Here is a 21,504-nt window from a genome sequence, read left to right as displayed (position 1 = left end):
GTGCTCGCGACGCTGCTCGCCGGGTCGTCGGACCGCGCGGTGCTTGCCGCTGTACGGTCCGCCGTGCCCGAGTGGCTGTCCGCCGCCGTGCGGCCGATGCCCCGCGTCGGTCTGCACGGCGGCATGGCCGGCACGCTGTTCGGGCTGGGACTGGTCGCCCGGCTGCACCCGCCGGTTTCCCGCCTGTCGCAACGGGTTGCCGGCTGGCTGGGGGAGCGGCGGTTCGAGGAGTTCGACCTGATTTCCGGCGCGGTGGGGGCTTGCCTGGCCGGGTACGAGCAGCCGGTGTGGTTCGACGGCGAGGACACCGGCATGGCGCACGGGGCGGCCGGCGTGCTGGTCGTGTCGCCGCAGCCGGAGCTGACGGCGTGGCTGCTGAAGCGGGCGTATGTGGGGCAACGGCGGCAGGGCTGGTGCTACGGCGTGCCGGGCATCACCTGGGCGCTGTGGAACGCCGGCGCACGGACCGATGCCGTGCGGCTCATGCGATCCCTGTGCCAGACGTTCGATCCCGACGTGAACCTCTACGGCCGGGACGCCGACCGCCTCGGCATCTGCCACGGCGCCGCCGGCGTGATGCTGATCGCCGACGCCTTCGTCCGCGAAGGCGTGACCGGTGCGGTTGGGTTGCGGGATCTGATGATCACGTACCTGACCGACCGGCTGGACCTGCTCCCGGACCTGGACGACACGCTGTTGCTGGGGGCTCCGGGAGTGCTGTCGGCACTGTTCACCGTCGAGGACGCCGACCGCACGTGGTTGCGGTGTCTGGGTTTGCGCTAGTGGGTGGCGATGAGTTGCACGGCGGCCAGGCCGACGAGGAGGGCGGGCCCGCGAACCAGTTGGCGGATGAGGTTGACGGGGATGGTGCCGAAGGGGCTGTCGAAGACCGGGCTGGCGTAGGTCATCGGCGGGCGGGTGGCCATGGCGTAGACGGTGATCACCGCGCCGACGGCCGAGATGGCGGCGGTCGGCACCGGCGCGATCGGTAGCGCGGCGGCGGTCAGCAGGCACCACACGACCGCGCCGAGCGCCGGCAGCACGAGGTGGACGGCCCGCAGCGAGGCGTCGGTGCCGCCCAGGGCCCGCCGCAGCGCCGCCGAGCCGGTGATCGTGCGCAAGCCGCCGGCGAGCCGGTCGGCGGCGGCGTAGGCGGTCAGCAGTTGCACGGGACCGACGGCGACCGGCGACAGCGACACGGCGGCGAAGAACGGCACCGGCAGCAGCGCCACCCACACGACCACGGTGGCGGGATACCGCCGCAGCCGTACGAGATCGGCAAGCACGAAGGCGAACTCCCGGCTGCCCCACAGGCGTACTGACCGGACCCGACCGATCCGCCGCGCGCGGCGAACCATCAGCGCCGAGGAGATCAGCGACAGGTCCAGCCACGCCGTCGACACGGCGGCGGCCTGCACCAGATCGGAGCCGACCGACAGTGCGCCGCGATGCAGACGGGACAGCGCCGGGTACCCCGTGAAAACGCCGGTGCCGATCAAGACCAGCGCCGACAGGGGCACACGGTCCATTGGCACCGACACGGCCGGCACGTCCAGTTGCAGGGCCACCACGCCACCGAGCACCACCGCGATGCCCAGCAACACGGCGAAGAAGATCCGACTTCGGCGCACCTCGCGGACCGTCCGCTGCGCGCTGGTGGTGATCCCCGCCAGCGCCACCCCGATCTCGAAGCCGGTGATCATGTTCCACGGCAGGTGCACCAGCCACGGCGGGTAGATCGCCGTGAGCCCGCCCGCCACCAGCGCCCCGGCCACGCCGGCCAGCAGCAGCGTCCGCACGAAGGTGGGACGCAGCGCCGCCCGCCGGTCCACCGGGCTGGCCAGGATCCACGCCTGCGTCGCCGACCCGGCCCAGATCGGCCCCACCGCCAGCAGCGCCTGCCCGAAGGCCGCTATCGCCGCCACAGCGACCGCCACCGCCATCCACGACACCGACGCCGCGCTGTGCGGCGCCGGCGGCACGGACAGCGCCGGCGACGACTGCGTCTTGATCACCGCCTCGACCACCAGGCCGCTCGCCATGCCGACGTACAGCGCCGTGTCGGAGACGTCGTACAGCTTCCGGAAGATCGACCGGGGATGGCGCCGGCGGCGCATCGCCCGCAGCTCCAGGCGAACCGCCCGCGCGGTCGTCACAGCCCGACCTCGATGTGGACGTCGGCGACCGCCTCGATCAGCTCCGGGTCGTGGGAGGCCATCAGCACCGACACGCCCGCCGCCTTCTCGGCGTTCAGCTTCGCCGCCAGCCATGCCTTGCCCTCGACGTCCAGGCGCTGCTCCGGCTCGTCCAGCACCAGCAGCGTGCGGGGCCGCACGAAGCAGCTGGCCAGCGCCAGCCGTCGCCGCTGGCCGCTCGACAACGTCGCCGGCAGCTGGTCGCGCTGCTCGGCGATGCCCAGCTCGGCCAGCACCGACTCGACCGTCGCCGCGGCATCCGGCTGCTCGTGGGCCAGGGCGCACAGCGCCAGGTGCTCGCCGACCGACAGGTCCGGGAAGAAATCCACGTCGTCCAGCACGCACGCCATCGCCGCCCGGGTGTCCGGCGACGTCTCCGCCACCGGGAACCCGTTCAGCGTGATCCGGCCCGCGTCCGGCACGTCCGTGCCGGCCACGCAGCGCAGCAGCGTCGTCTTGCCGGAGCCGTTCGGCCCCACCACCGCCGCGCCCTCGCCGGGCGCCAGCTCGAAACTCAGCTCGTGCAGCACCAGCAGCCCGCTGAAGCCGCGCGTCAGCCCGTCCACCCGCAACACCGCCGTCGACCCCCCTTGAACGCAGGGAAGGACGCCTTACCCGCGTCGAACGAGGGTAAGGCGTCCTTCCCTGCCATCAGTCCCGAGGGATCAGGCGGCGCCGGAGTCCGTGGTCTGGGGACCCGCGGCCTGCGGGTCGTCCAGCCGGTACCGGCGGGTCGCCTCGACCACCTTGTCGTGGTCGACCTCGCCGCGGCGGGCCAGCGCGGTCAGCACGCCGACCGCGATCGACTGCGCGTCGACCAGGAAGTGCCGGCGGGCCGCCGGGCGGGTGTCGGAGAAGCCGAAGCCGTCCGTGCCCAGGGTCACCATGTCGGTCGGCACCCACGGGCGGATCAGGTCCGGCACCGCGCGCATGTAGTCCGACACCGCGACGACCGGCCCGGCCGCCTCGGACAGCACCTGCGTGACGTACGGCACGCGCGGCTCGGCCTCGGGGTGCAGCATGTTGTGGCGATCGACCTCCACGGCCTCCCGACGCAGCTCCGCCCACGAGGTGGCGGACCACACGTCGGCCTGCACGCCCCACTCCTCGGCCAGCAGCTCCTGCGCCCGCATGGCGTCCGGCATGGTGACGCCGGAGACCAGGATCTGCGCCCGCGGGCCGGTGGCGCCGGGAGCCGTCGCGTAGCGGTAGAGACCGCGCAGCAGGCCCTCGACGTCCAGGTTCTCCGGCTCGGCCGGCTGCCGCACCGGCTCGTTGTAGACGGTCAGGTAGTAGAAGATGTTCTCGGCGTTGTCGCCGTACATCCGCCGCAGGCCGTCCTTGACGATGTGCGCCACCTCGAAGGCCCACGCCGGGTCGTAGGCCACCACCGCCGGGTTGGTCGCCGCCAGCAGCAGCGAGTGGCCGTCGGCGTGCTGGAGGCCCTCACCGGTCAGCGTGGTGCGGCCCGCGGTGGCGCCGAGCACGAAGCCGCGCGCCATCTGGTCCGCCGCCGCCCAGAGGCCGTCGCCGGTCCGCTGGAAGCCGAACATCGAGTAGAAGATGTAGACCGGGATCATCGGCTCGCCGTGGGTGGCGTAGGAGGTGCCCACCGCGGTGAACGACGCCGTCGAGCCGGCCTCGTTGATGCCCTCGTGCAGGATCTGCCCGTGCTCGCTCTCCTTGTACGCCAGCATCAGCTTGGCGTCCACGGAGGTGTACAGCTGGCCGTGCGGGTTGTAGATCTTCTGCGACGGGAACATGGCGTCCATGCCGAAGGTCCGCGCCTCGTCCGGGATGATCGGCACGATCCGGCCGCCGATCTCCTGGTCCTTGATCAGGTCCTTGATCAGCCGGACGATGGCCATCGTGGTGGCCACCTCCTGCTTGCCCGAGCCGCGGCGGATCGTCTCGTAGACCTTGTCGCCGGGCAGCACCAGCGCCGTCGACTTGCCGCGCCGCTCCGGCACGAAGCCGCCCAGCTGGCGGCGCCGCTCCACGACGTACTGGATCTCCGGCGAGTCCGGCCCCGGGTGGTAGTACGGCGGCAGGTACGGGTCGCGCTCGAGGTCGGCGTCGGTGATCGGGATGCGCAGCTCGTCCCGGAAGAGCTTGAGGTCCTCCAGGGTCATCTTCTTCATCTGGTGCGTGGCGTTGCGGCCGGCGAAGTGCGGGCCCAGGCCGTAGCCCTTGATGGTCTTGGCCAGGATCACCGTCGGCTGGCCGTTGTGCTCGGTGGCCGCCTTGTACGCCGCGTACACCTTGCGGTAGTCGTGGCCGCCGCGCTTGAGGTTCCAGATGTCCTGGTCGCTCATCGCCGAGACCATGTCCTTGGTCCGCGGGTCGCGGCCGAAGAAGTGCTCGCGGACGTACGCGCCGTCGTTGGCCTTGTACGTCTGGTAGTCGCCGTCCGGCGTGGTGTTCATCAGGTTGACCAGCGCGCCGTCGCGGTCGGCGTGCAGCAGGCCGTCCCACTCGCGGCCCCAGATCACCTTGATCACGTTCCAGCCGGCGCCCCGGAAGTAGGACTCCAGCTCCTGGATGATCTTGCCGTTGCCGCGGACCGGGCCGTCCAACCGCTGGAGGTTGCAGTTGATCACGAAGGTGAGGTTGTCCAGGCCCTCGTTCGCGGCCACGTGGATCAGGCCGCGCGACTCCGCCTCGTCCATCTCGCCGTCGCCCAGGAACGCCCACACGTGCTGCTGGTCGGTGTCCTTGATGCCGCGGTCGCGCAGGTAGCGGTTGAACCGCGCCTGGTAGATCGCGTTCATCGGGCCGAGACCCATCGAGACGGTCGGGAACTCCCAGAAGTCCGGCATCAGCCGCGGGTGCGGGTACGACGGCAGGCCGCCGCCCGGGCCGGCGTGCGAGTACTCCTGGCGGAAGCCGTCCAGGTGCTCGGCCGACAGGCGGCCCTCCAGGAAGGCGCGGGCGTACATGCCCGGCGACGCGTGTCCCTGGAAGTAGACCTGGTCTCCCCCGCCCGGGTGATCCTTGCCGCGGAAGAACCAGTTGAAGCCGACCTCGTACAGCGTCGCCGAGGAGGCGTAGGTCGAGATGTGGCCGCCGACGCCGACGCCGGGACGCTGCGCGCGGTGCACCGTCATGGCCGCGTTCCAGCGGATCCAGGCCCGGTAGCGGCGCTCCACCTCCTCGTCGCCGGGGAACCACGGCTCCTGCTCGGTGGGGATGGTGTTCACGTAGTCCGTGCTGGTCAGCGACGGCACGCCCACCCGGCTCTCCCGGGCTCGTTCCAGCAGCCGGAGCATCAGGTACCGGGCGCGCTGCGTGCCGGCGCCCTTCAGCACCTCGTCGAAGGACTCCAGCCACTCCGCGGTCTCATCGGGGTCGATGTCCGGGAGATGGGCGGCGAGGCCGTCGCGGATGACCCGGACCCGCTCCGGGGTGCTCGCGCTGCCAGCGCCGTTGCTCTGCGGGGCCAAGGGGTCTCCTCGCCTGGTGTGTCGACAGGTTCACGTCCATCCTCCCTCATCCGGCTCTGGCAGTCGGCCACCTGTCCGTGCTACCGGTCGGTAGCCTCCTCGCGCGCGCGTATAGGAGGTAAGTAGAGCCTGCCTGATGCCCCGTTCGGGTGGCAAAGCGGGGTCGAATCCCGGGGTCGTCTTCGGTGTGTCACGGTGTGGGTGGTTGCGCAGGTGGCCACCCTCAGTGTTCGCTGTCCGCGACCGGTGTTGAATACAGGTGCGGCGGCTGACCCCAGTCGCCCTACTGGCATAGCTTGGAGGAGTGGAAGCCGTGGTGGCCGCGGGAGACGCTGGCAAGGTCGGCGTCGCCGACAGGCTCGGGATCGAGCCGGACATGGTGGTCCAGGAGATCGGTTGGGACGAGGACGTCGACGACGACGTCCGCGCCGCGATCGAGGAACGGATCGGCAGTGACCTGCTCGACGAGGAGTCCGACGAGGTCGTCGACGTCGTGCTGCTGTGGTGGCGGGAGAGCGACGGCGACCTGGTCGACACGCTGATGGACGTGACCGGGCCGCTGGCCGAGGACGGCGTCATCTGGGTGTTGACCCCGAAGACGGGCCGTCCCGGCTACGTCGAGCCCAGCGACATCGCCGAGGCGGTGCCCACCGCCGGCCTCGCCCAGACCCTCAACGCGAGCGTCGGCGAGGACTGGGCCGGCATCAAGCTGGTCTCGCCCAAGTCGGCCAAGTCCAAGCGCTGAGCTCGAACCCGGTGGCATAGGCTTGGCGGGCAACTGCCGAGCCCACCGGGAGGAAACGCGAGCATGGCGCTGGAAGTCGGTACCCAGGCCCCTGACTTCACGCTCAAGGACGCCAACAGGGAGGACGTCACCCTGTCGTCGTTCCGCGGCGAGAAGAACGTGCTGCTGGTGTTCTACCCGTTCGCCTTCAGCGGCATCTGCACGGGCGAGCTCTGCCAGGTGCGCGACGAGCTGGCCGAATACCAGAACGACGACGTGCAGGTCATCGGCGTGTCCGTGGACACCCCGTTCAGCCTCAAGGCATGGGCGGAGAAGGAGGGCTACACCTTCCCGCTCCTGTCCGACTTCTGGCCGCACGGCGCCACCGCCCAGGCCTACGACGTCTTCAACGACAAGGCCGGCATGGCCCTGCGCGGCACCTACCTCATCGACAAGCAGGGCGTCATCCGGTTCGCCGAGGCCAACCAGCCCGGCGAGCCCCGCGACCAGGACGCCTGGAAGCGGGCCCTCAAGGCGCTCTGACGCCAGAGCAGACCACGACGCCTGGGCCGGGTTCCACCGGCCCAGGCGTCGTGTCTGGTGATCGACTGTTCTGCGCAGGTCAGCGCGAGTGTGGATCAGAGAGTGTGGGCACAGCAGGTTTCGAACCTGCGACCCCCGCCTTGTAAGAGCGGTGCTCTACCCCTGAGCTATGCGCCCCTGAACACGAGAGAGCACATTACACGAGGCGGCCGTCGAATGGCCTGTGGCATGATCTGTGCTGTGACAACCGGCAGAAAGGGCCATGGCGCGTAAGCCGCCGGCCGCCGTCCGCGCGAGGCTGCTCGTTCGCCCGCGGACCCAGGAGAATTCTCCACGATTGTCGGCGCTCCCGCCGCGAAGCCGCTCCGCCTTGCGCACCCCCATCCGCCCGCTGGATGACCTGATACGCCAGAAGACCTTGCCGGAGCCCTCCGCCCTGGCGGTCGTCAACGTGTCGCTGCCGGCGGAGAACGGCCCATACGCCTGCCCCTGCTGCGGGTACCTGACCCTCGATGTCCGAGGCGGGTACGAGATCTGCCCGGTCTGCTTCTGGGAGGACGACGGCCAGGACGACCACGATGCCGCAGTCGTCCGGGGCGGACCGAACAAGGACCTCAGCCTTGCCCAGGCGCGGACCAACTTCGCCGCGCTCGGAGCATCCTCCGGGCGATGTCTCAGCCATGTCCGCCCACCCCATGACGAGGAGCACCCGCTCCGATCGCCGCCGACCCGCCGCTGCGATTCCTCGACCACCTCCGGCGAGCTGGATTCGCTTGCGTAGCAGGGAGTTCGGGGCGCCGGCGACGGTGCCGAACGCGGCCCGAGGATTCAGTCGCCCTCGAGATGCAGTTCGCGCGCGTCTCTCGCCTCGCACTCCCGCGCGAGGCCGAGAACCCTCCCGAGGAGCTCTCTCAGCTCGCGGTCGTCGCTCGCGGCGAACTCCGCCTCCAGCTCGGAAATGAACTGGGGCATGTCGGCGCGGGTCAGGATCAGCGACTTGTACGGGTCGACCCGGCTGAGCATCGGCCGGCGGCTCGACGTGCACAGCCGAGCGAACCGCTCCACCGGGTCCCCCACGACATCCACCGGAAGCAGCCGGCGCCCCTTCGGGCTGGTGCCCCGCTGGTGCACGCTCATCAGCACGACGTCGACGCCCACGTCAGTCCTCGAGTCCCGTGGCAGGAGAGGCCGCGATCGGCTCACGTCGCGGGAACGTCGATTTCCGGCTCCTGACCTGCCGCCAGCAGGAAGTGGCCGATGAACATGACGTCGTCGTCGAGTGCGTCGAACCGGGTGATGCGAGCGCCCTCGGCTTCGTAGAACACGTCACCCGGCGTCAGTACGACAACGGGTTCGCCTTCGACCTGGTAGGCGACCGACCCCTCGACGATGCTGCCCACCACCGGGCAGTTGTGGATGTGAGGGCCGGCCGCGACGCCGGCGGGTATCCGGATGCGCCGGGTCTCGATCCGCTCAACGGGCCTGACCTGCGGCAGCGTGATGTCAGCCAGCACCGTACGGGTCATCGATTCAGCCACACCGACGAGCCTAGCTCGTCTTCACGTGCGGATCTGTCCAATCGTGACAACAACACCAGCAATACATCGCCATGGCCGATCTGGCGCCGCTCGGCCTGGCTGGACAATGTGAGCAGATGTGGTTCGGTGAGCTGGGCAACGGGCTGCAAGAGGTGCGGCGCATTCCTTTCACGTCTACGGCATTTCGCTGCTGGATCACGTGGAGATCCTTGACGACCGGCTAGTCGCACTGGTGCGGCCGTCTGGTCATCGCTCCCTGCGTGCACTGATCGTGCCCGAGCCATCGGGCACGTCCGTACGGGAGATACGGGAGCTCATCGACGATGTCACCGGCCGGGAGCAGTTGCGGGTCGAGTGGCACGGGGACCGGTTCTTCGCGATCGACAATCCGCCTGGCCATGTTTCGGCCCCGATCGGCGAATTCCTGCTGCCCGAGGCGGGCGCGGCTTCGCTGTCGCTCCCGCGGGCGAGGAGCGACGACTCGCGTCGCCCCTGGCGCGGCCCGAGTGCTCCTGTGTCACAGGTCGCCGGGGGTTGCTGTCTTAGCTGCCACACGAGTTGAGACCTAGGGGTGGCGATGGATGGCATTGGGACGGTGGAGGAGCTGCGGCGGCATCTGCAGTGGGCGGTGGAGCTGGAGCATTCGACGATTCCGCCGTATCTGTGTGCGCTGTATTCGCTGGACGCGGAGCGGAATGCGGAGGCCGCGCAGGTGATCGGCGGGGTGCTGGACGAGGAGATGCTGCACCTGGCGCTGGCGGCGAACCTGCTGAACGCGGTCGGGGGGAAGCCGGTGTTGGACGCGCCGGAGTTGCTGCCGGCCTACCCGTACACGCTGCCGCACAGCGACGGGTCGGTGCGGATCGACCTGAACCCGTTCGGGGCGGAGGCGCTGGAGGTGTTTCTGCGGATCGAACAGCCGGAGGCGAAGGGCGCGCGGCCGCAGGCGGACGGGTACGCGACCATCGGGCAGTTCTACGGGGCGGTGGAGGGTGGGCTGCGGAGGCTGTGCGAGGAACTCGGCGAAGAGGCGGTGTTCACAGGCGACCCGGCGCGGCAGGTGGGGGAGATGGCCTTCCGCAGCGGCGGCGGCAGGGTCGTGCCGGTGACGGATCTGAAGTCGGCGATGGCGGCGCTGACGGAGATCATCGAGCAGGGGGAGGGGGCGGCGCTGACCGAGGTGTGGGACGGCGAGAAGGACGTGTTCCACCCGGACCGGGAAGAGGTCGCGCACTACTACCGGTTCCAGGAGTTGAAGTTCGGACGGCGCTATCAGGCGGGGGACACGCCGCGGAGTGGGCCGACGGGGGACGTGATCGCGGTCGACCACGGCGGCGTGCGGCCGATGAGGAGGAATCCCCGTACGACTGATCATCCGGAGGGGAGCCCGATTCGGGTGGCACAGCAGGACTTCAACGCCACGTACTGCCTGCTGCTGGCGATGCTCGAGGACGCCTTCAACGGCAACCCGGGGGACATTCGCAGCTCGGTGCGGGTGATGTACGCGGTGAAGACCAAGGCTCAGGCGCTGATGGCGATGCCGACCGGCGACGGCAAGACGATGGCCGGACCGAGTTTCGAGTACGTGCCGAAGGATCAGCGACCGTAGCGGTGGACGAGGGCCGGCGCGTGGCGCGCCGGCCCTCGTGGTGGCACCGAAGATCGAGACGTCTGCCCCTTGTCGTGACCGGGGTCACCGTTGGCACACTCGTGCACGATGGTGCATAGTTGAGACGACCGGTCATTTTCACCATCGACGACAGAGGAGCGGGCCGTGGCGACGTATCGGGCGTACGAGGTGACCGGGAAGCGGAACTTCCGGCTGGTGGAACGGGAACTGGTCGCGCCGCCGGCGGGCCAGGTGCGGATCCGGGTGGAGGCCAACGGGGTCTGCCACTCGGACATGCTCGCGGTGGAGGGCCTGCGGGCCGACCCCAGTGCGCCGGTCGTGCCCGGCCACGAACTGGTCGGCGTGATCGACGCGATCGGCGACGGCGTGAAGATCTGGCAGGTCGGCGACCGGGTGGGCGTCGGCTTCCTCGGTGGCCACTGCGGCGTGTGCGATTTCTGCCGCCGCGGCGACTTCGTCAACTGCACCGACCAGCCGGTCACCGGCACCGCCGTGGACGGCGGCTACGCGGAGGTGGCCTACGCCCGCGCCAGCGGCCTGGTGCGCGTGCCGGACGGTTTGAGCCCGGTGGACGCCGGCCCGCTGCTGTGCGCCGGCATCACGACGTTCCAGGCGCTGAGCCAGATCGACGCCCGCCCCGGCGCACTCGTTGCCGTGCAGGGCATCGGTGGCCTCGGGCACCTGGCCGTCCAGCAGGCCAACAAGATGGGCTACCAGGTCGCGGCGATCGCCCGCGGCACCGACAAGGCGGAGCTGGCGGCGAAGCTGGGCGCCCACCACTACGTCGACGCCAGGGCGGAGGACCCGGGGAAGGCGCTGAAGCGACTCGGCGGCGCGGCGGCGATCATCGCCACCGCGGCGAGCGGCTCCTCGATGTCGCCGCTGGTGCCCGGCCTGGCCCCGCGCGGCCAACTGCTCGTGGTCGGCGCCTCCGCCGACCCGATCACCGTGCAGACCTCCGACCTGATCTTCGGCACGCGCAGCCTGACCGGCAGCCTGACCGGCAGCGCCATCGAGAACGAGGACAACCTCGCCTTCAGCCTGGCGCAAGGCATCCGGCCGATGGTCGAGGTGCTGCCGCTGAGCGAGGCGCCGAAGGCGTACGAGCACATGATGTCCGGCGCGGCCCGGTTCCGCGTCGTCTTGGACACGAGCCGCTGAGACCACGGGCGAACTAGATCCGACGGGCCCACACCAGCCGGTTCGGCCCGCGCGTCGAACCGGCCAGTGGGGCCGCGCCGAGCAGCCGGAAACCGCTGATGGCCAACAGCAGCTCCAACTCCCGGCGCAGGAAGAAGCGCACCCGGTGGCGCTCCTCCGCGTGCTCGACCAGCCGTCCGCCGCGCAGCAGCCACAGGCGCACCGCGAACTCGTAGGCCTGCTCCCCTGCGAGCAGGGTGCACGAGGTGGCCCGCAACAGCTGGTGATCCAGATCGTCCACGATGCCCACGTCATCGCGCGGACGCCGGCGCAGCAACGGGATCGCGTCGAGCACGTCGAACAGGAACAGCCCGGCCGGCCGCACCGCGCGGTGCACCACCGCGAGCGCGCCGAGCAGGGCCTCGTTGTCGACCTGGTAGCCGAGAACGGAATACATCATCAGCACGGCGTCGAACGGCTCGTCCGGCTGCACGTCGAGCAGATCGCCGTGCAGCACTGACGCCCGGCCGCGATAGCGGGCCAGCCGCGCCCGCGCCTGCTGCACCATCACCGGCGACCGGTCCACACCCAACACCGTGTGCCCGGCCTCGGCCAGTAGCTCCAGATGCTGCCCGGTGCCGCAGCCCAGATCCAGCACACGGTCCACACGCGCCTCGCGGGACATGATCTGCGACAGCTGGGACACTTCCGCCGCGTAGTCCTTGCCGTCGTGCCACCGGTCGTACCAACTCGCGTACAGCCGCCCGAAAAGCTCACCGTCCACAGTGGTCACCAGCCGCGCTCGCGGACGCGGGGCAGAACCTCTTGGCAGAACTGGGACATCCCCTCGCCGTGGAACACGAACTGGGTGACGCCGGCCTCCCGGTACTCCTGCACCGCCGCCGCGAGCTCGTCCGGCGTGCCGACCAGGGCCAGGCCCAGCGGACCGAGGAACGGCATCGCGCCGGTCCACAGGTACGGCCTGGGCCAGTGGTCGGCGTCCTCCGCCGGCGTCGCGCACCAGCCGCCGGCCAGCGCCACCGACTCGGCGGTCAGCAGCCGGTACTTCTCCCTTGCCGCGTAAGCGTTCTCGCCGGCGATCTCGGTCATCGCCAGCGCCGCGTCCACCGCCTCCGCGCGGGTCGGCCGACACACCACGGAGAACAGCAGTCCGACCTCGCGGCCGGCGGCGCGCACCCGCCTGCCGCACCCGACCACCACGGCGGGTGCGGCGCCGAGGAGCAGCAGCACGTCGCCGTGCCTGACCGCGAGGTCGGACGCCGCGCCCGAACTCCCGCTGAAATACAGTTCGGGCCGATCCCGTTCCACCGACGTGAACGGGGTGCCGAAACGGCGGAATTCGCTGTCCCGCCACAACGCGTCGCAGACGGTCCAGAACTCGTCGTGCGCCCGGAAATCGCCGTCGTACGGGCAGCCGCCGACCACGCTCACCCGTCCGTTGGCCACCGCGGACACCGTGTTCACCTGACGCACCAGGTGTGTCGGCGACTGCATGTCGGTGCGCGGACAGATCATGAATCCGATGCTCTTGGTGTTGGCGGCGAGGTTCGAGGCGAGTGCGACCGGATCCGGCCGGTGGAATGCCGCCGGCAACAGCACCTGGTCCAGGCCGCCGTCCTCGGCCGCACGGCAGAACTGGACTCCGTCGCCGCCGGCGGGCAGCGTCCAGTGGAACCGCGTCGGCGCGAACACGCCCATCGCCACCCCCAGCAGGAGAACGACCGGTCCGTCGAGGCGAATGCTAGGTCCGCCGTCGACATGTCCGGTATGGCGAGTTCTCCCTAGTACCCGGTTGACGCCACGGAGTTCCAGCTCGGCCGTTCGACCCCGTGGCATCACCCGGTCGACGGATGGCGTCGGCGAATGCCGGCCACCACGGTGAACGAACACCTAGGTAATCGCAGTGGTAATTGTTGCCGGCTGCACGCACCACTGCCATACTCGGCCGCCGTCGAGTGGGTTCTCGTTGACCGCCACCAACGTCCACGTGATGCATCCCCTTTCCTGGTGATTCTGGAGGAACCATGGCGAAGGTGCACCGTGCAATCGATTTCATTTGCTGACCGGAACCGGTCGGCCTGTGGTCGTCGCTGGGCTGGACGTCAGCGACGCATGGTGCTTTTGGTCGTATTGACCGGCCAACATCGTGGGTGTTTTCTGCGGATACCTCGTCGGGGACGGCGGAGGGAGAATCGGCAATGCTTGCACATCCTCAGGTGAATGTCGTCCTTCAGCATCAGAACCGGCTGGTCAGGGAACTGATGGCGACGCACCTGACGCGGGAGCCGGGCATCAGCCTGGCGGGCACCGTGGCGTCGGCCCCGGAATTGGTGCAACTGTGTCACCTGTGCCGGCCCGAGGTGGCCGTGTTCGAGGCGGACACCCCCCGCTGGAGCAACGAGCGGCTGGTGTCGCTGCTGCTGGAGCCCGGCCGCCGGTTGCGCATGGTCGGCGTGCACGAGGTGCTGCCCGCGGCGTACGTGATACGGGCCTACGAGGCGGGAATCAGCGCGCTGGTGTCCTACGCCCGCGGCCTGGAGGCGCTGGTCGCGGCGATCAAGGTGCCGTCCGCGGCGGTGGAGATCACCCGGCTGGACAAGGGAACCAGACAGGCCCTCACGACCCGGGAACTCGAGGTGCTGTACCTGATCAGCGCCGGCTACGCGCCCCGCCAGGTGGCCTACGAGCTGGGCATCAGCCTGCACACCGTGGAACACCACAAGCAACGGATCTTCGCGAAACTGGACGTGCACAACCAGGCTCACGCCGCGGCCAGCGCGAACCGACTGGGGCTCATGGCATCGGTGATCGAGTTGCCGCGGCAGGACCGCGGCGGGCGGCGGGACCTGGTGCGGGTCTGCGTGACCGCCCGGACCGACGGCTGCCTGGTCGCGGACCGGGTGCGAAGGATCCTCGACGAGCACGAGATCCCGGTGGTCGGGGAGGACGAGCCCGGCGCCGCGAAGGTCCTGATCGATCCGGAACCCGAGGACTGGCAAGCGGTTGTGGTCAGCCGGTCGGTCCCGGTCATTGTCGCTACCAGACAACTGCCCCAGCAACACGCTCTGGAAGCGCTTTCCGCGGGCGTCGCGGTGCTGCCCGCCGCCCGCGTCGACGGCCTGATCGTGCCGGCTGTGCGCGCGGCCAGCGAGGGCTACCTGATGGTCGACGCGGCGCACTCCCGGACGATGCTCGGCAGCGGGCGCGGCGCGGACCGGACGTGGTGGCGCTGGCAGCTCTCGTTGACGCGCCGGGAACAGGAGATCATCGCGTCCATCGGCCGCGGCCACTCCGCCAAGCAGACCGCGCGGCTGCTGGGCATCTCCGTGCGCACCGTGGAGAACCTCCAGAGCAGCCTGTTCCGCAAGCTCGGCGTGCACAGCAAGGCCGCGGCGCTGGCCGCCGCGCAGGACCTCGGGCTGCTGGAGGACTCCGACGGCGTCGGCGGCACCCAGATCTAGGTCGGACCAGCTCTAGCCCAGTTTGAACGACGCGAGCCGGCAGTCGTGGTCGACCTCGGTCTGCTGCGACGAGGTCAGCTTCTGCGTCACGCCGTCGTCATACGTCCAGCCGGAGCCGAAGGGATCGGTGGCGTGCACCGCGAGGTCGTGGGTGGTCAGGCAGGTCAGGTACGCGTGGTACTGGTCGAGGTAGTGCGGATTGCGCGACTGGTCCAGCTCGGGCGGCTGCAACGGGAGCTTGTCCGTGCACGCCTTGCGCGCGGCGACGGACTGCGGGCTGTCGTCGTTCATGTCCGGCGTCTCGCCGGGGGCGCCGGCGGGCCCGGCATGCTCGTCGCCGCGGCCGGTCAACATCTTGTGCCCGTTGGCTTTCAGACAGGCCTTGTAGCCCGCCCAGGCGGCGTCGACGTCCGCGTCCGAGCTGTCCAGCCGCAGCTGCGGCCGTTTTGAGTCGTCCGAAGTGGACGGTGCGGCGGTCGCGGTGGCGTTGGGCGTGGCCAGCGACGCGACCTGTGGCGGCGGGACCTGTGTCCCGCATGCGGTCAGGGTCGCCAGGGCCAGCGCCGCGCCGGCGTAGAGCGTGAACCTCATGCCGCCACGATGGCAGGCGATTGTGAGGAACCTGTCAGCGAATTGTGCTGCCGCGAAAAGCCGTGCGGTACGCGGACGGCGTGGTCGCGGCCTCGCGCGCCAGGTGCAGCCGCAGGTTGGCGGCGGTGCCGAGGCCGCAGCGGCGGGCCACCTCGTCGATGCCGAGTTCGGTCGCCTCCAACAGCCGGCGGGCCTCCAGCAGGCGTTGCGCGGTGAGCCAGCGCAGCGGCGTCATGCCGGTCTCGGCGCGGAAGTGGCGGGCGAAAGTCCTCGGCGCGTATCCGGCATGACGGGCCATCTCGTCCACAGTGGTCGGTTCGCCGAGTCGATCCAGGATCCACGAACAGGTCTGCGCGAGGCCGTTCCCGTCCGGCAGGGGCCGGTCCACGAACTGCGCCTGTCCGCCGGAGCGGTGCGGGGCGACCACCATGCGGCGGGCCACGCGGGCGGCCGCCGCTGCGCCGTGATCGGTGCGGAACAGGTGCAGGCAGAGGTCGATCGAGGCGGCGACGCCGGCGCTGGTCAGCACCTCGCCGCCGTCGATGTACAGCACGTCCGGGCGGACGTCGATCTTCGGGAACCGGGCCGCCAGGTCGCCGGCGTCCCGCCAGTGGGTGGTCGCCGCGCGGCCGTCGAGCAGGCCGGCGGCGGCCAGCGCGAACGCTCCCGTGCAGACCGAGACCATCCGGGCGGTGGTGTTCCGCAGGGCGTCGAGCACCGGCTCCGGCGGCGCGTCCAGCGGGAAGAAACCCGGCACGATGACGGTGTCCGCGCTGGTCACGGCCTCGATGCCGGCGGTGGCCTCGATGGCGAAGCCGGTGGTCGTGGGCACCGGGCCGGCCCGCAGCGAGCAGACCGCGAAGTCGTAGCGGTCCCGCTCGTCGCGGTGCCCGAAGACCTGCGCCGGCACGGACAGGTCGAAGGCGACCACGTCCGGCAGGGCCAGCACGACGATCCGGTGCATGGCAGGATCCTAGCGAAGTGGGGCAGTCCTGCCACTCGTGTCCGGCGGCGAGCCGCCGCAGGATCGACGCATGGACATCGGCTCGCTGATCTTCGACGACATGGACCAGATCGACTTCACCGGCCCGTTCGAGGTGCTCTCCCGCCTGCCGGGCTCCTCGTACCGCGTCTACGGCGTGACCGGCGCGCCGGTGCGGGACATTCGGGGCCTGACGATCGTGCCGGACGCGGCCATCGCCGACGCGCCGCCGCTGGACGTCCTGCACGTGCCCGGCGGGCAGGGCGTGGACGTGCTCATGGAGAACGAGGAAGTCCTTGCCTGGCTGCGGAAGCAGTCGGGGAACGTGGTGTTGTCGGTGTGCACCGGCGCGCTGCTGCTGGGCGCCGCCGGCCTGTTGACCGGCCGCCGCGCCACCACACACTGGGCGTCCGTGCACCTGTTGCCGGAACTCGGCGCGGAAGTCGTCGACCAGCGGGTCGTGGTGGACGGCGACTGGGTCTTCGCCGCCGGGGTGACGGCCGGCATCGACGCGGCCCTGACGCTCGCCGCGAGGTTGCACGGAGACGAGGTGGCGCAAGGAATTCAGCTGCACATGCAGTACGCGCCGGAGCCGCCGTTCGACGCCGGCACACCGGAAACCGCGCCGGCGGTGGTGCTCGAGGCGGCGCGGGCGGATATGGCGGCGGTCACGCGTCGCCGGCTGACGACGATTCGCCGGATAGTGTCGGGGCATGCTCACCCTTGACGACGTCCAGGACGCGGCCGCCCGGCTCAGGGGCGTCGCGCACCGCACGCCGGTGCACCGCTCCCGCACGCTGGACGGGCGGGCCGGCGCCGAGGTCTTCCTCAAGTGCGAGAACTTCCAGCGCATCGGGGCGTTCAAGATCCGCGGGGCGTACAACGCGGTGTCGCGGCTGTCGCCGGAGCAGCTGAAACGGGGTATCGCCGCGTACTCGTCGGGCAACCACGCCCAGGCGGTGGCGCTGGCGGCGAGCGAATTCGGCAGTAGCGCGGTGGTCCTGATGCCGGCGGACACGCCGCAGTCCAAAGTGGACGCCGTGCGGGGCTACGGCGCGGAGATCGTCACCTACGACCGGTACACCGGCGACCGGGTCGCCATCGGCAACGCGCTGGCCGAGGACCGGGGCCTGGCGCTGATCCCGCCGTACGAGCATCCGCACGTGATGGCCGGGCAGGGCACCGCCGCGCTGGAGCTGATCGAGGAGGTCGGCGCGGTGGACACCCTGGTCGTGCCGATCGGCGGCGGCGGGCTGATCGCCGGCAGCGCCACGGCGGCCAAGGGGCTGGACCGGCGGATCCGGGTGGTCGGCGTGGAGCCGGAATTCGGCAACGACACCAAGCTCTCGCTGGCCGCGGGGCACCGGGTGGCCATCCCGGTGCCCCGGACCATCGCCGACGGGCAGGCCGCCGAGACGCCCGGCGAGCTGACCTTCTCGGTGAACCAGCGGCTGGTCGACGACGTCACGCTGGTCACCGACGACGAGATCCGCGCGGCCATGCGGTTCGCCTTCGAGCGGTTGAAGATCGTGCTGGAGCCCAGCGGCGCGACGTCGCTGGCGGCCGTGCTGCGGGGCGACTTCGACGGCCGGGTCGGTGTGATCCTCTCAGGCGGCAACATCGGCCCCGAGCGGTTCGCGGAGCTGCTCGCCTAGCAGCCGACCCCGCCGGGCATCAGCCAGGCGAAGGCGGCGAAGCGCTGGTTCGGCACGTCCGACTCGGTGAAGTAGCCGCCGAACATCTGCGTGCTCTGGAGGCGGTTGGCGAAGTACATCGTGTACGTCTGCGTGACGCCGCCGAAGCTCAGCGGCCGCACGAAGGTCAGCGTGTTGGTGGCGGGATCCCAGGTGCGCTGGGCGATCGGCTCGGTGCGGCCGAGCTCGTCGTAGCGCAGCTCGATCTCCGGGACCCGGCAGTCGGTGAACTGCACGGTCATGGTGCCGGTCCAGCCGTTGCCGTTGAAGCCGTAGTAGCCGGGCAGCGTGTCCGGCAGGGAGTCGTTGGGGCGCAGGGCGTTCGCTGGGCGCGCGGCGCCCAGCGGCAGATAGTCCTTGGCGTACACGCCGTAGTGCATGCCCGGCACGTCGGACTGGGTGAAGTAGCCGCCGAACACCGGGGAGTTCGGCTTGTGGTCGCCGAGGTAGAGCAGGTAGGTCTGGCTGTTGTTCCACGGCAGCGGGCGGTAGATCCAGAGCGTGTGGGTCGCGGCCGACCAGTTGCCGGCGAGCTGCTCGTCGCGGCCGAGTTCGTTGTAGTGCATGGTGATCGCGGGCGCGCCGGAGGCGGAGTTGGTCACCAGCAGCGTGCCGGCCCAGCCGTTGCCGTCGAAGGCGTAGCTGCCGTCGATGGTGGGCACCGACGCCTGGGCCGCCGGCGTGACCACGGCGATCAGCGCGAACGCCGCCACGGCGACGAAAAACTTGTGGGCCAAGGACTTCAGGGACATGCGGGCGAGTATCGCGACGGGTTCGCGCCGTCCACAATGTCCCTAGGTGCAGTTGTTGGGGGCACCCGACCCGGCGCGGTGGCCGGGTGCCCGCCTGGCCGACGCTACGCCGAACGGCGGCGGTTTACCCCGGTCGGCGGCCGACTGACCGTTCGGGCCTGCCTGATGGGACGACGGCGGCCGGATTTATTAGTGATTATTGACATTCATCGGATGTTTGGTCAGGGTACGAGGCGCCACCGTTTCGCCAAATGGAGGTCGACGATGACCGAGTCAGCTGGCCACACCCGACGAGACGCGTTCCGCCTCGGCGGCGCATTGGGCGTCGCAGCTGCGATAACCGGCCTGCGACCGTTCGCGGCGCAGGCCGACCCGGTACGGCCCGCCGACGCCGCGGTGGTGCCCGACGGCAGCGCCACCGTGCTCTGGTACCCGGCGCCGGCCGACGAAGGTCGGATCATCGAGCAGGGCCTGCCCGTCGGCAACGGGCGGCTCGGCGGCCTGGTCGGCGGCGATCCGGGCAGCGACTTCGTGTACGTCACGGACATCACGCTGTGGACCGGCGACGTCAACGACGAGATCCAGGACGACGGGCAGTTCCGCTACGACAATGTCCACTTCGGCAGCTATGGCCAGCTGGCCAGGGTCGGCGTGGACGTGCCGGCACACGCGTTGGCCGGCGTGCAGAACTACCAGCGGCGGCTCGACCTCAGCAACGGCGTGGTGGCCGCGAGCTACACGTACAAGGGCGTGCACTACCGCCGGGAGGTGTACAGCAGCCACCCCGACGACGTGCTGGTGATCCGGCTGACGCAGTCGGGCGGCGGCAGCTACACCGGTTCCGTGTCGCTGGCCGGCACGCACGGCGAGACCACCACCGGCGGCAGCGACATCTCCTTCGCCGGCACGCTCGGCAACGGCCTCAAGTACGCCACCGTCGTCACGGCGAAGTCCAAGGGCGGCAGCGTTTCCGTGCAGGGAAACAAGGTTGCCTTCGCGGGGTGCGGCGAGGTGCTGATCGTCGTCTGCGGCGGCACCAACTACGCCGCCACGCCGGCGACGGCCTTCAAGGACGCCGCCGTCGACCCGCTGGCCGTCGCACGGCAGAAGGCAGCCAAGGCCGTCGGCGTCGCCGGCGACACGCTGCTGACGACGCATGTCGCCGACTACCAGGCGTTGTACAACCGAATGACCGTCGACCTGGGACGGTCGTCGGCCAAGCAGCGGTCCAAGGACACCTGGGGCCGGCTGTGGGACCGCGCCGCCCCGCACGCCGATCCCGACCCGGAGCTGGAGGCCTCGTACCTCCAGTTCGGGCGGTACCTGGTGATCTGCGGCTCCCGCGACAGCCTGCCGCTGAACCTCCAGGGCCTGTGGGTGTCGAACAACAACCCGGACTGGTATTCCGACTACCACACCGACATCAACGTCCAGATGAACTACTGGCTGCCCGACCGGGCCGGCCTGTCCAAGTGCTTCGACGCCTTCGCGGACTACTGCGTGTCCCAGCTGTCGTCGTGGACCGCCACCACGCAGAAGGGCTTCAACGACAGCCGCAACCGTTTCCGCAACAGCAGCGGCAAGATCGCCGGCTGGGCCGTCGCCTTCTCCACCAACCCCTACGGCGGCAGCGGCTGGTGGTGGCACCCCTCTGGCAACGCCTGGCTGTGCAACAACCTGTGGCAGCACTACGAGTTCGCGCCGGACAAGGCGTACCTGACGAAGATCTACCCGCTGCTCAAGGGCGCCGTGCGGTTCTGGGAGGCGCGCCTGATCGAGAGGGACGGCAAGCTCTACGACGACCACGACTGGTCGCCCGAGCACGGGCCGCAGGACGGCATCGGCAACACGTACTCGCAGGAACTGGTGTGGGACCTGTTCACCCACTACCGCACCGCGACCGACGTGCTGGGGCAGGACCAGGACTACGGCAGGGCGATCACCGCCATGCGGGACAGGCTGTACCTGCCGGTCGTCAGCCCCAAGAGCGGCTGGCTGGAGGAGTGGATGTCGCCGGACAACCTCGGCGAGACCACCCACCGGCACCTGTCGCCGCTGATCGGGTTCTTCCCCGGCGACCGGATCCGGGTCGACACCAGCCCCAAGGAACTCGTCGACGGCGTCCGGAACCTGCTGACCGCGCGGGGTTTCCGGAGCTTCGGCTGGGGCTGCGCCTGGCGGTCCGCGTGCTGGGCGCACCTGCGGGACGGCGAGAACGCCTACCGGATGCTGCTGGCCGTGCTGACCCCGTCGGTCAACTTCGGCAACGGCAGCGCGGCCAACCTGTTCGACATGTACAGCTTCGGCGACCGGACGATCTTCCAGATCGACGCCAACTTCGGCGCGCCGACCGCCATGCTGGAGATGATCGTGCAGTCCAAGCCCGGCCTGATCGACCTGCTGCCGGCGCTGCCGGCCGCGTGGGCCCCGGGAGGCAGCGTCACCGGCGTCGGCGTCCGCGCCGGCTTCACCGTCGACCTGGAGTGGCGCAACGGAAAGGTCACGTCCCTGACCCTGCACAGCACCGGCGGCACCACCGCGGTGATCCGCACCCCCGCCGGCCAACGCACCGTCACCATCCCCGCCAACACCTCCCAAAAGGTCGTCTAACCCCCGCGAGTCGCGCTCTGGGGCACACCGAATGTAAGTCTCAGACACAACGCCCCGGCGAGTCTCGCCCAGCGGCACACCGAAATGCGGTTTCGTGGAAATGCGGGTTTCGCACAGATCTGAGACCCGCGGCTCGTTTCTGCCTGAAACCGCATTTCGGGGTGCCTGTGAGCGCGACTC

General features: G+C 70.2%; 20 protein-coding genes and 1 tRNA gene. 10 read left to right on the top strand and 11 right to left on the bottom strand.

From position 1 onward, the window contains the following. Positions 1 to 783, top strand: a complete 783-nt coding sequence (locus BCF44_RS50640) for a lanthionine synthetase LanC family protein (protein ID WP_170218192.1) — start codon at positions 1 to 3, stop codon at positions 781 to 783. Here the strand turns inward: BCF44_RS50640 and BCF44_RS50635 are convergent. From BCF44_RS50635 to aceE, 3 genes are all read right to left on the bottom strand, one after another. After that, entirely contained in the window at positions 780 to 2,156 is a 1,377-nt protein-coding gene (locus BCF44_RS50635; RefSeq protein WP_116181759.1) for a DUF6297 family protein, read from the bottom strand. The two genes, BCF44_RS50640 and BCF44_RS50635, sit on opposite strands and share 4 nt — an antisense overlap. Then, positions 2,153 to 2,761, bottom strand: a complete 609-nt coding sequence (locus BCF44_RS50630; protein ID WP_211353623.1) for an ABC transporter ATP-binding protein — start codon at positions 2,759 to 2,761, stop codon at positions 2,153 to 2,155. The genes BCF44_RS50635 and BCF44_RS50630 overlap by 4 nt, the downstream gene beginning before the upstream one ends. Before the next feature lie 99 nt (positions 2,762 to 2,860). Next, positions 2,861 to 5,638, bottom strand: coding sequence for a pyruvate dehydrogenase (acetyl-transferring), homodimeric type (gene aceE / locus BCF44_RS50625; RefSeq protein WP_116181757.1), 2,778 nt, complete (start codon positions 5,636 to 5,638; stop codon positions 2,861 to 2,863). A gap of 313 nt (positions 5,639 to 5,951) precedes the next feature. On the opposite strand from aceE, the gene BCF44_RS50620 reads away from it, so the two are divergent. Further along, the gene (locus tag BCF44_RS50620; RefSeq protein ID WP_116181756.1) at positions 5,952 to 6,383 is read left to right on the top strand and encodes a DUF3052 domain-containing protein; all 432 of its coding nucleotides are present in this window, start codon (positions 5,952 to 5,954) and stop codon (positions 6,381 to 6,383) included. 63 nt (positions 6,384 to 6,446) lie between these two features. Continuing rightward, the gene (locus BCF44_RS50615) at positions 6,447 to 6,905 is read left to right on the top strand and encodes a peroxiredoxin (RefSeq protein WP_116181755.1); all 459 of its coding nucleotides are present in this window, start codon (positions 6,447 to 6,449) and stop codon (positions 6,903 to 6,905) included. 105 nt (positions 6,906 to 7,010) lie between these two features. Here the strand turns inward: BCF44_RS50615 and BCF44_RS50610 are convergent. Next, positions 7,011 to 7,082: transfer RNA gene (locus BCF44_RS50610), tRNA-Val, on the bottom strand. A 241-nt stretch (positions 7,083 to 7,323) separates the two neighbouring features. On the opposite strand from BCF44_RS50610, the gene BCF44_RS50605 reads away from it, so the two are divergent. After that, complete coding sequence (locus BCF44_RS50605) at positions 7,324 to 7,686, top strand: CPCC family cysteine-rich protein (protein WP_246016278.1); 363 nt, start codon at positions 7,324 to 7,326, stop codon at positions 7,684 to 7,686. Between the two features lie 47 nt (positions 7,687 to 7,733). Here BCF44_RS50605 and BCF44_RS50600 read toward each other — a convergent pair whose 3' ends face one another. Further along, positions 7,734 to 8,063, bottom strand: coding sequence for a hypothetical protein (locus BCF44_RS50600; RefSeq protein ID WP_116181753.1), 330 nt, complete (start codon positions 8,061 to 8,063; stop codon positions 7,734 to 7,736). A 41-nt stretch (positions 8,064 to 8,104) separates the two neighbouring features. Continuing rightward, complete coding sequence (locus BCF44_RS50595) at positions 8,105 to 8,431, bottom strand: cupin domain-containing protein (protein ID WP_116181752.1); 327 nt, start codon at positions 8,429 to 8,431, stop codon at positions 8,105 to 8,107. Positions 8,432 to 9,020: 589 nt separating this feature from the next. Here BCF44_RS50595 and BCF44_RS58880 point away from each other — a divergent pair. Beyond that, positions 9,021 to 10,052 (top strand): ferritin-like domain-containing protein, encoded by a 1,032-nt coding sequence (locus BCF44_RS58880; RefSeq protein ID WP_116181786.1) that lies wholly within the window; start codon positions 9,021 to 9,023, stop codon positions 10,050 to 10,052. A 165-nt stretch (positions 10,053 to 10,217) separates the two neighbouring features. Beyond that, a complete protein-coding gene (locus BCF44_RS50580; RefSeq protein ID WP_116181750.1) occupies positions 10,218 to 11,234 on the top strand; it encodes an alcohol dehydrogenase in 1,017 nt (338 codons plus the stop codon). Between the two features lie 13 nt (positions 11,235 to 11,247). On the opposite strand, the gene BCF44_RS50575 is transcribed toward BCF44_RS50580, so the two are convergent. Both BCF44_RS50575 and BCF44_RS50570 read right to left on the bottom strand, forming a co-directional pair. After that, positions 11,248 to 12,006, bottom strand: coding sequence for a class I SAM-dependent methyltransferase (locus BCF44_RS50575; protein ID WP_170218191.1), 759 nt, complete (start codon positions 12,004 to 12,006; stop codon positions 11,248 to 11,250). Then, positions 12,003 to 12,932 (bottom strand): LLM class flavin-dependent oxidoreductase, encoded by a 930-nt coding sequence (locus BCF44_RS50570; RefSeq protein WP_246016282.1) that lies wholly within the window; start codon positions 12,930 to 12,932, stop codon positions 12,003 to 12,005. Before BCF44_RS50570 ends, BCF44_RS50575 begins: the two co-directional genes overlap by 4 nt. A gap of 563 nt (positions 12,933 to 13,495) precedes the next feature. Between BCF44_RS50570 and BCF44_RS50565 the strand changes: the two genes are divergently transcribed. Beyond that, a complete protein-coding gene (locus BCF44_RS50565; RefSeq protein WP_170218189.1) occupies positions 13,496 to 14,695 on the top strand; it encodes a LuxR C-terminal-related transcriptional regulator in 1,200 nt (399 codons plus the stop codon). 12 nt (positions 14,696 to 14,707) lie between these two features. On the opposite strand, the gene BCF44_RS50560 is transcribed toward BCF44_RS50565, so the two are convergent. Continuing rightward, positions 14,708 to 15,286 (bottom strand): hypothetical protein, encoded by a 579-nt coding sequence (locus BCF44_RS50560; RefSeq protein ID WP_116181746.1) that lies wholly within the window; start codon positions 15,284 to 15,286, stop codon positions 14,708 to 14,710. A 34-nt stretch (positions 15,287 to 15,320) separates the two neighbouring features. Next, complete coding sequence (locus tag BCF44_RS50555; protein ID WP_116181745.1) at positions 15,321 to 16,250, bottom strand: GlxA family transcriptional regulator; 930 nt, start codon at positions 16,248 to 16,250, stop codon at positions 15,321 to 15,323. Positions 16,251 to 16,320: 70 nt separating this feature from the next. Between BCF44_RS50555 and BCF44_RS50550 the strand changes: the two genes are divergently transcribed. Further along, entirely contained in the window at positions 16,321 to 16,995 is a 675-nt protein-coding gene (locus BCF44_RS50550) for a DJ-1/PfpI family protein (protein ID WP_116181785.1), read from the top strand. Further along, the gene (locus tag BCF44_RS50545) at positions 16,982 to 17,923 is read left to right on the top strand and encodes a threonine ammonia-lyase (RefSeq protein WP_116181744.1); all 942 of its coding nucleotides are present in this window, start codon (positions 16,982 to 16,984) and stop codon (positions 17,921 to 17,923) included. The genes BCF44_RS50550 and BCF44_RS50545 overlap by 14 nt, the downstream gene beginning before the upstream one ends. Here BCF44_RS50545 and BCF44_RS50540 read toward each other — a convergent pair. After that, positions 17,920 to 18,714: a hypothetical protein gene (locus BCF44_RS50540; protein ID WP_116181743.1), complete on the bottom strand. Its 795-nt coding sequence runs from the start codon at positions 18,712 to 18,714 to the stop codon at positions 17,920 to 17,922. The two genes, BCF44_RS50545 and BCF44_RS50540, sit on opposite strands and share 4 nt — an antisense overlap. 264 nt (positions 18,715 to 18,978) lie before the next feature. Between BCF44_RS50540 and BCF44_RS50535 the strand changes: the two genes are divergently transcribed. Then, positions 18,979 to 21,324 (top strand): glycosyl hydrolase family 95 catalytic domain-containing protein, encoded by a 2,346-nt coding sequence (locus tag BCF44_RS50535; protein WP_116181742.1) that lies wholly within the window; start codon positions 18,979 to 18,981, stop codon positions 21,322 to 21,324. Positions 21,325 to 21,504: the final 180 nt, after the last annotated feature.

It is taken from the genome of Kutzneria buriramensis, from assembly GCF_003387475.1.
Taxonomy (GTDB): domain Bacteria; phylum Actinomycetota; class Actinomycetes; order Mycobacteriales; family Pseudonocardiaceae; genus Kutzneria; species Kutzneria buriramensis.
Note: the sequence above shows the minus strand (reverse complement) of the source record. Positions and strands in the feature narration are given on the sequence as shown.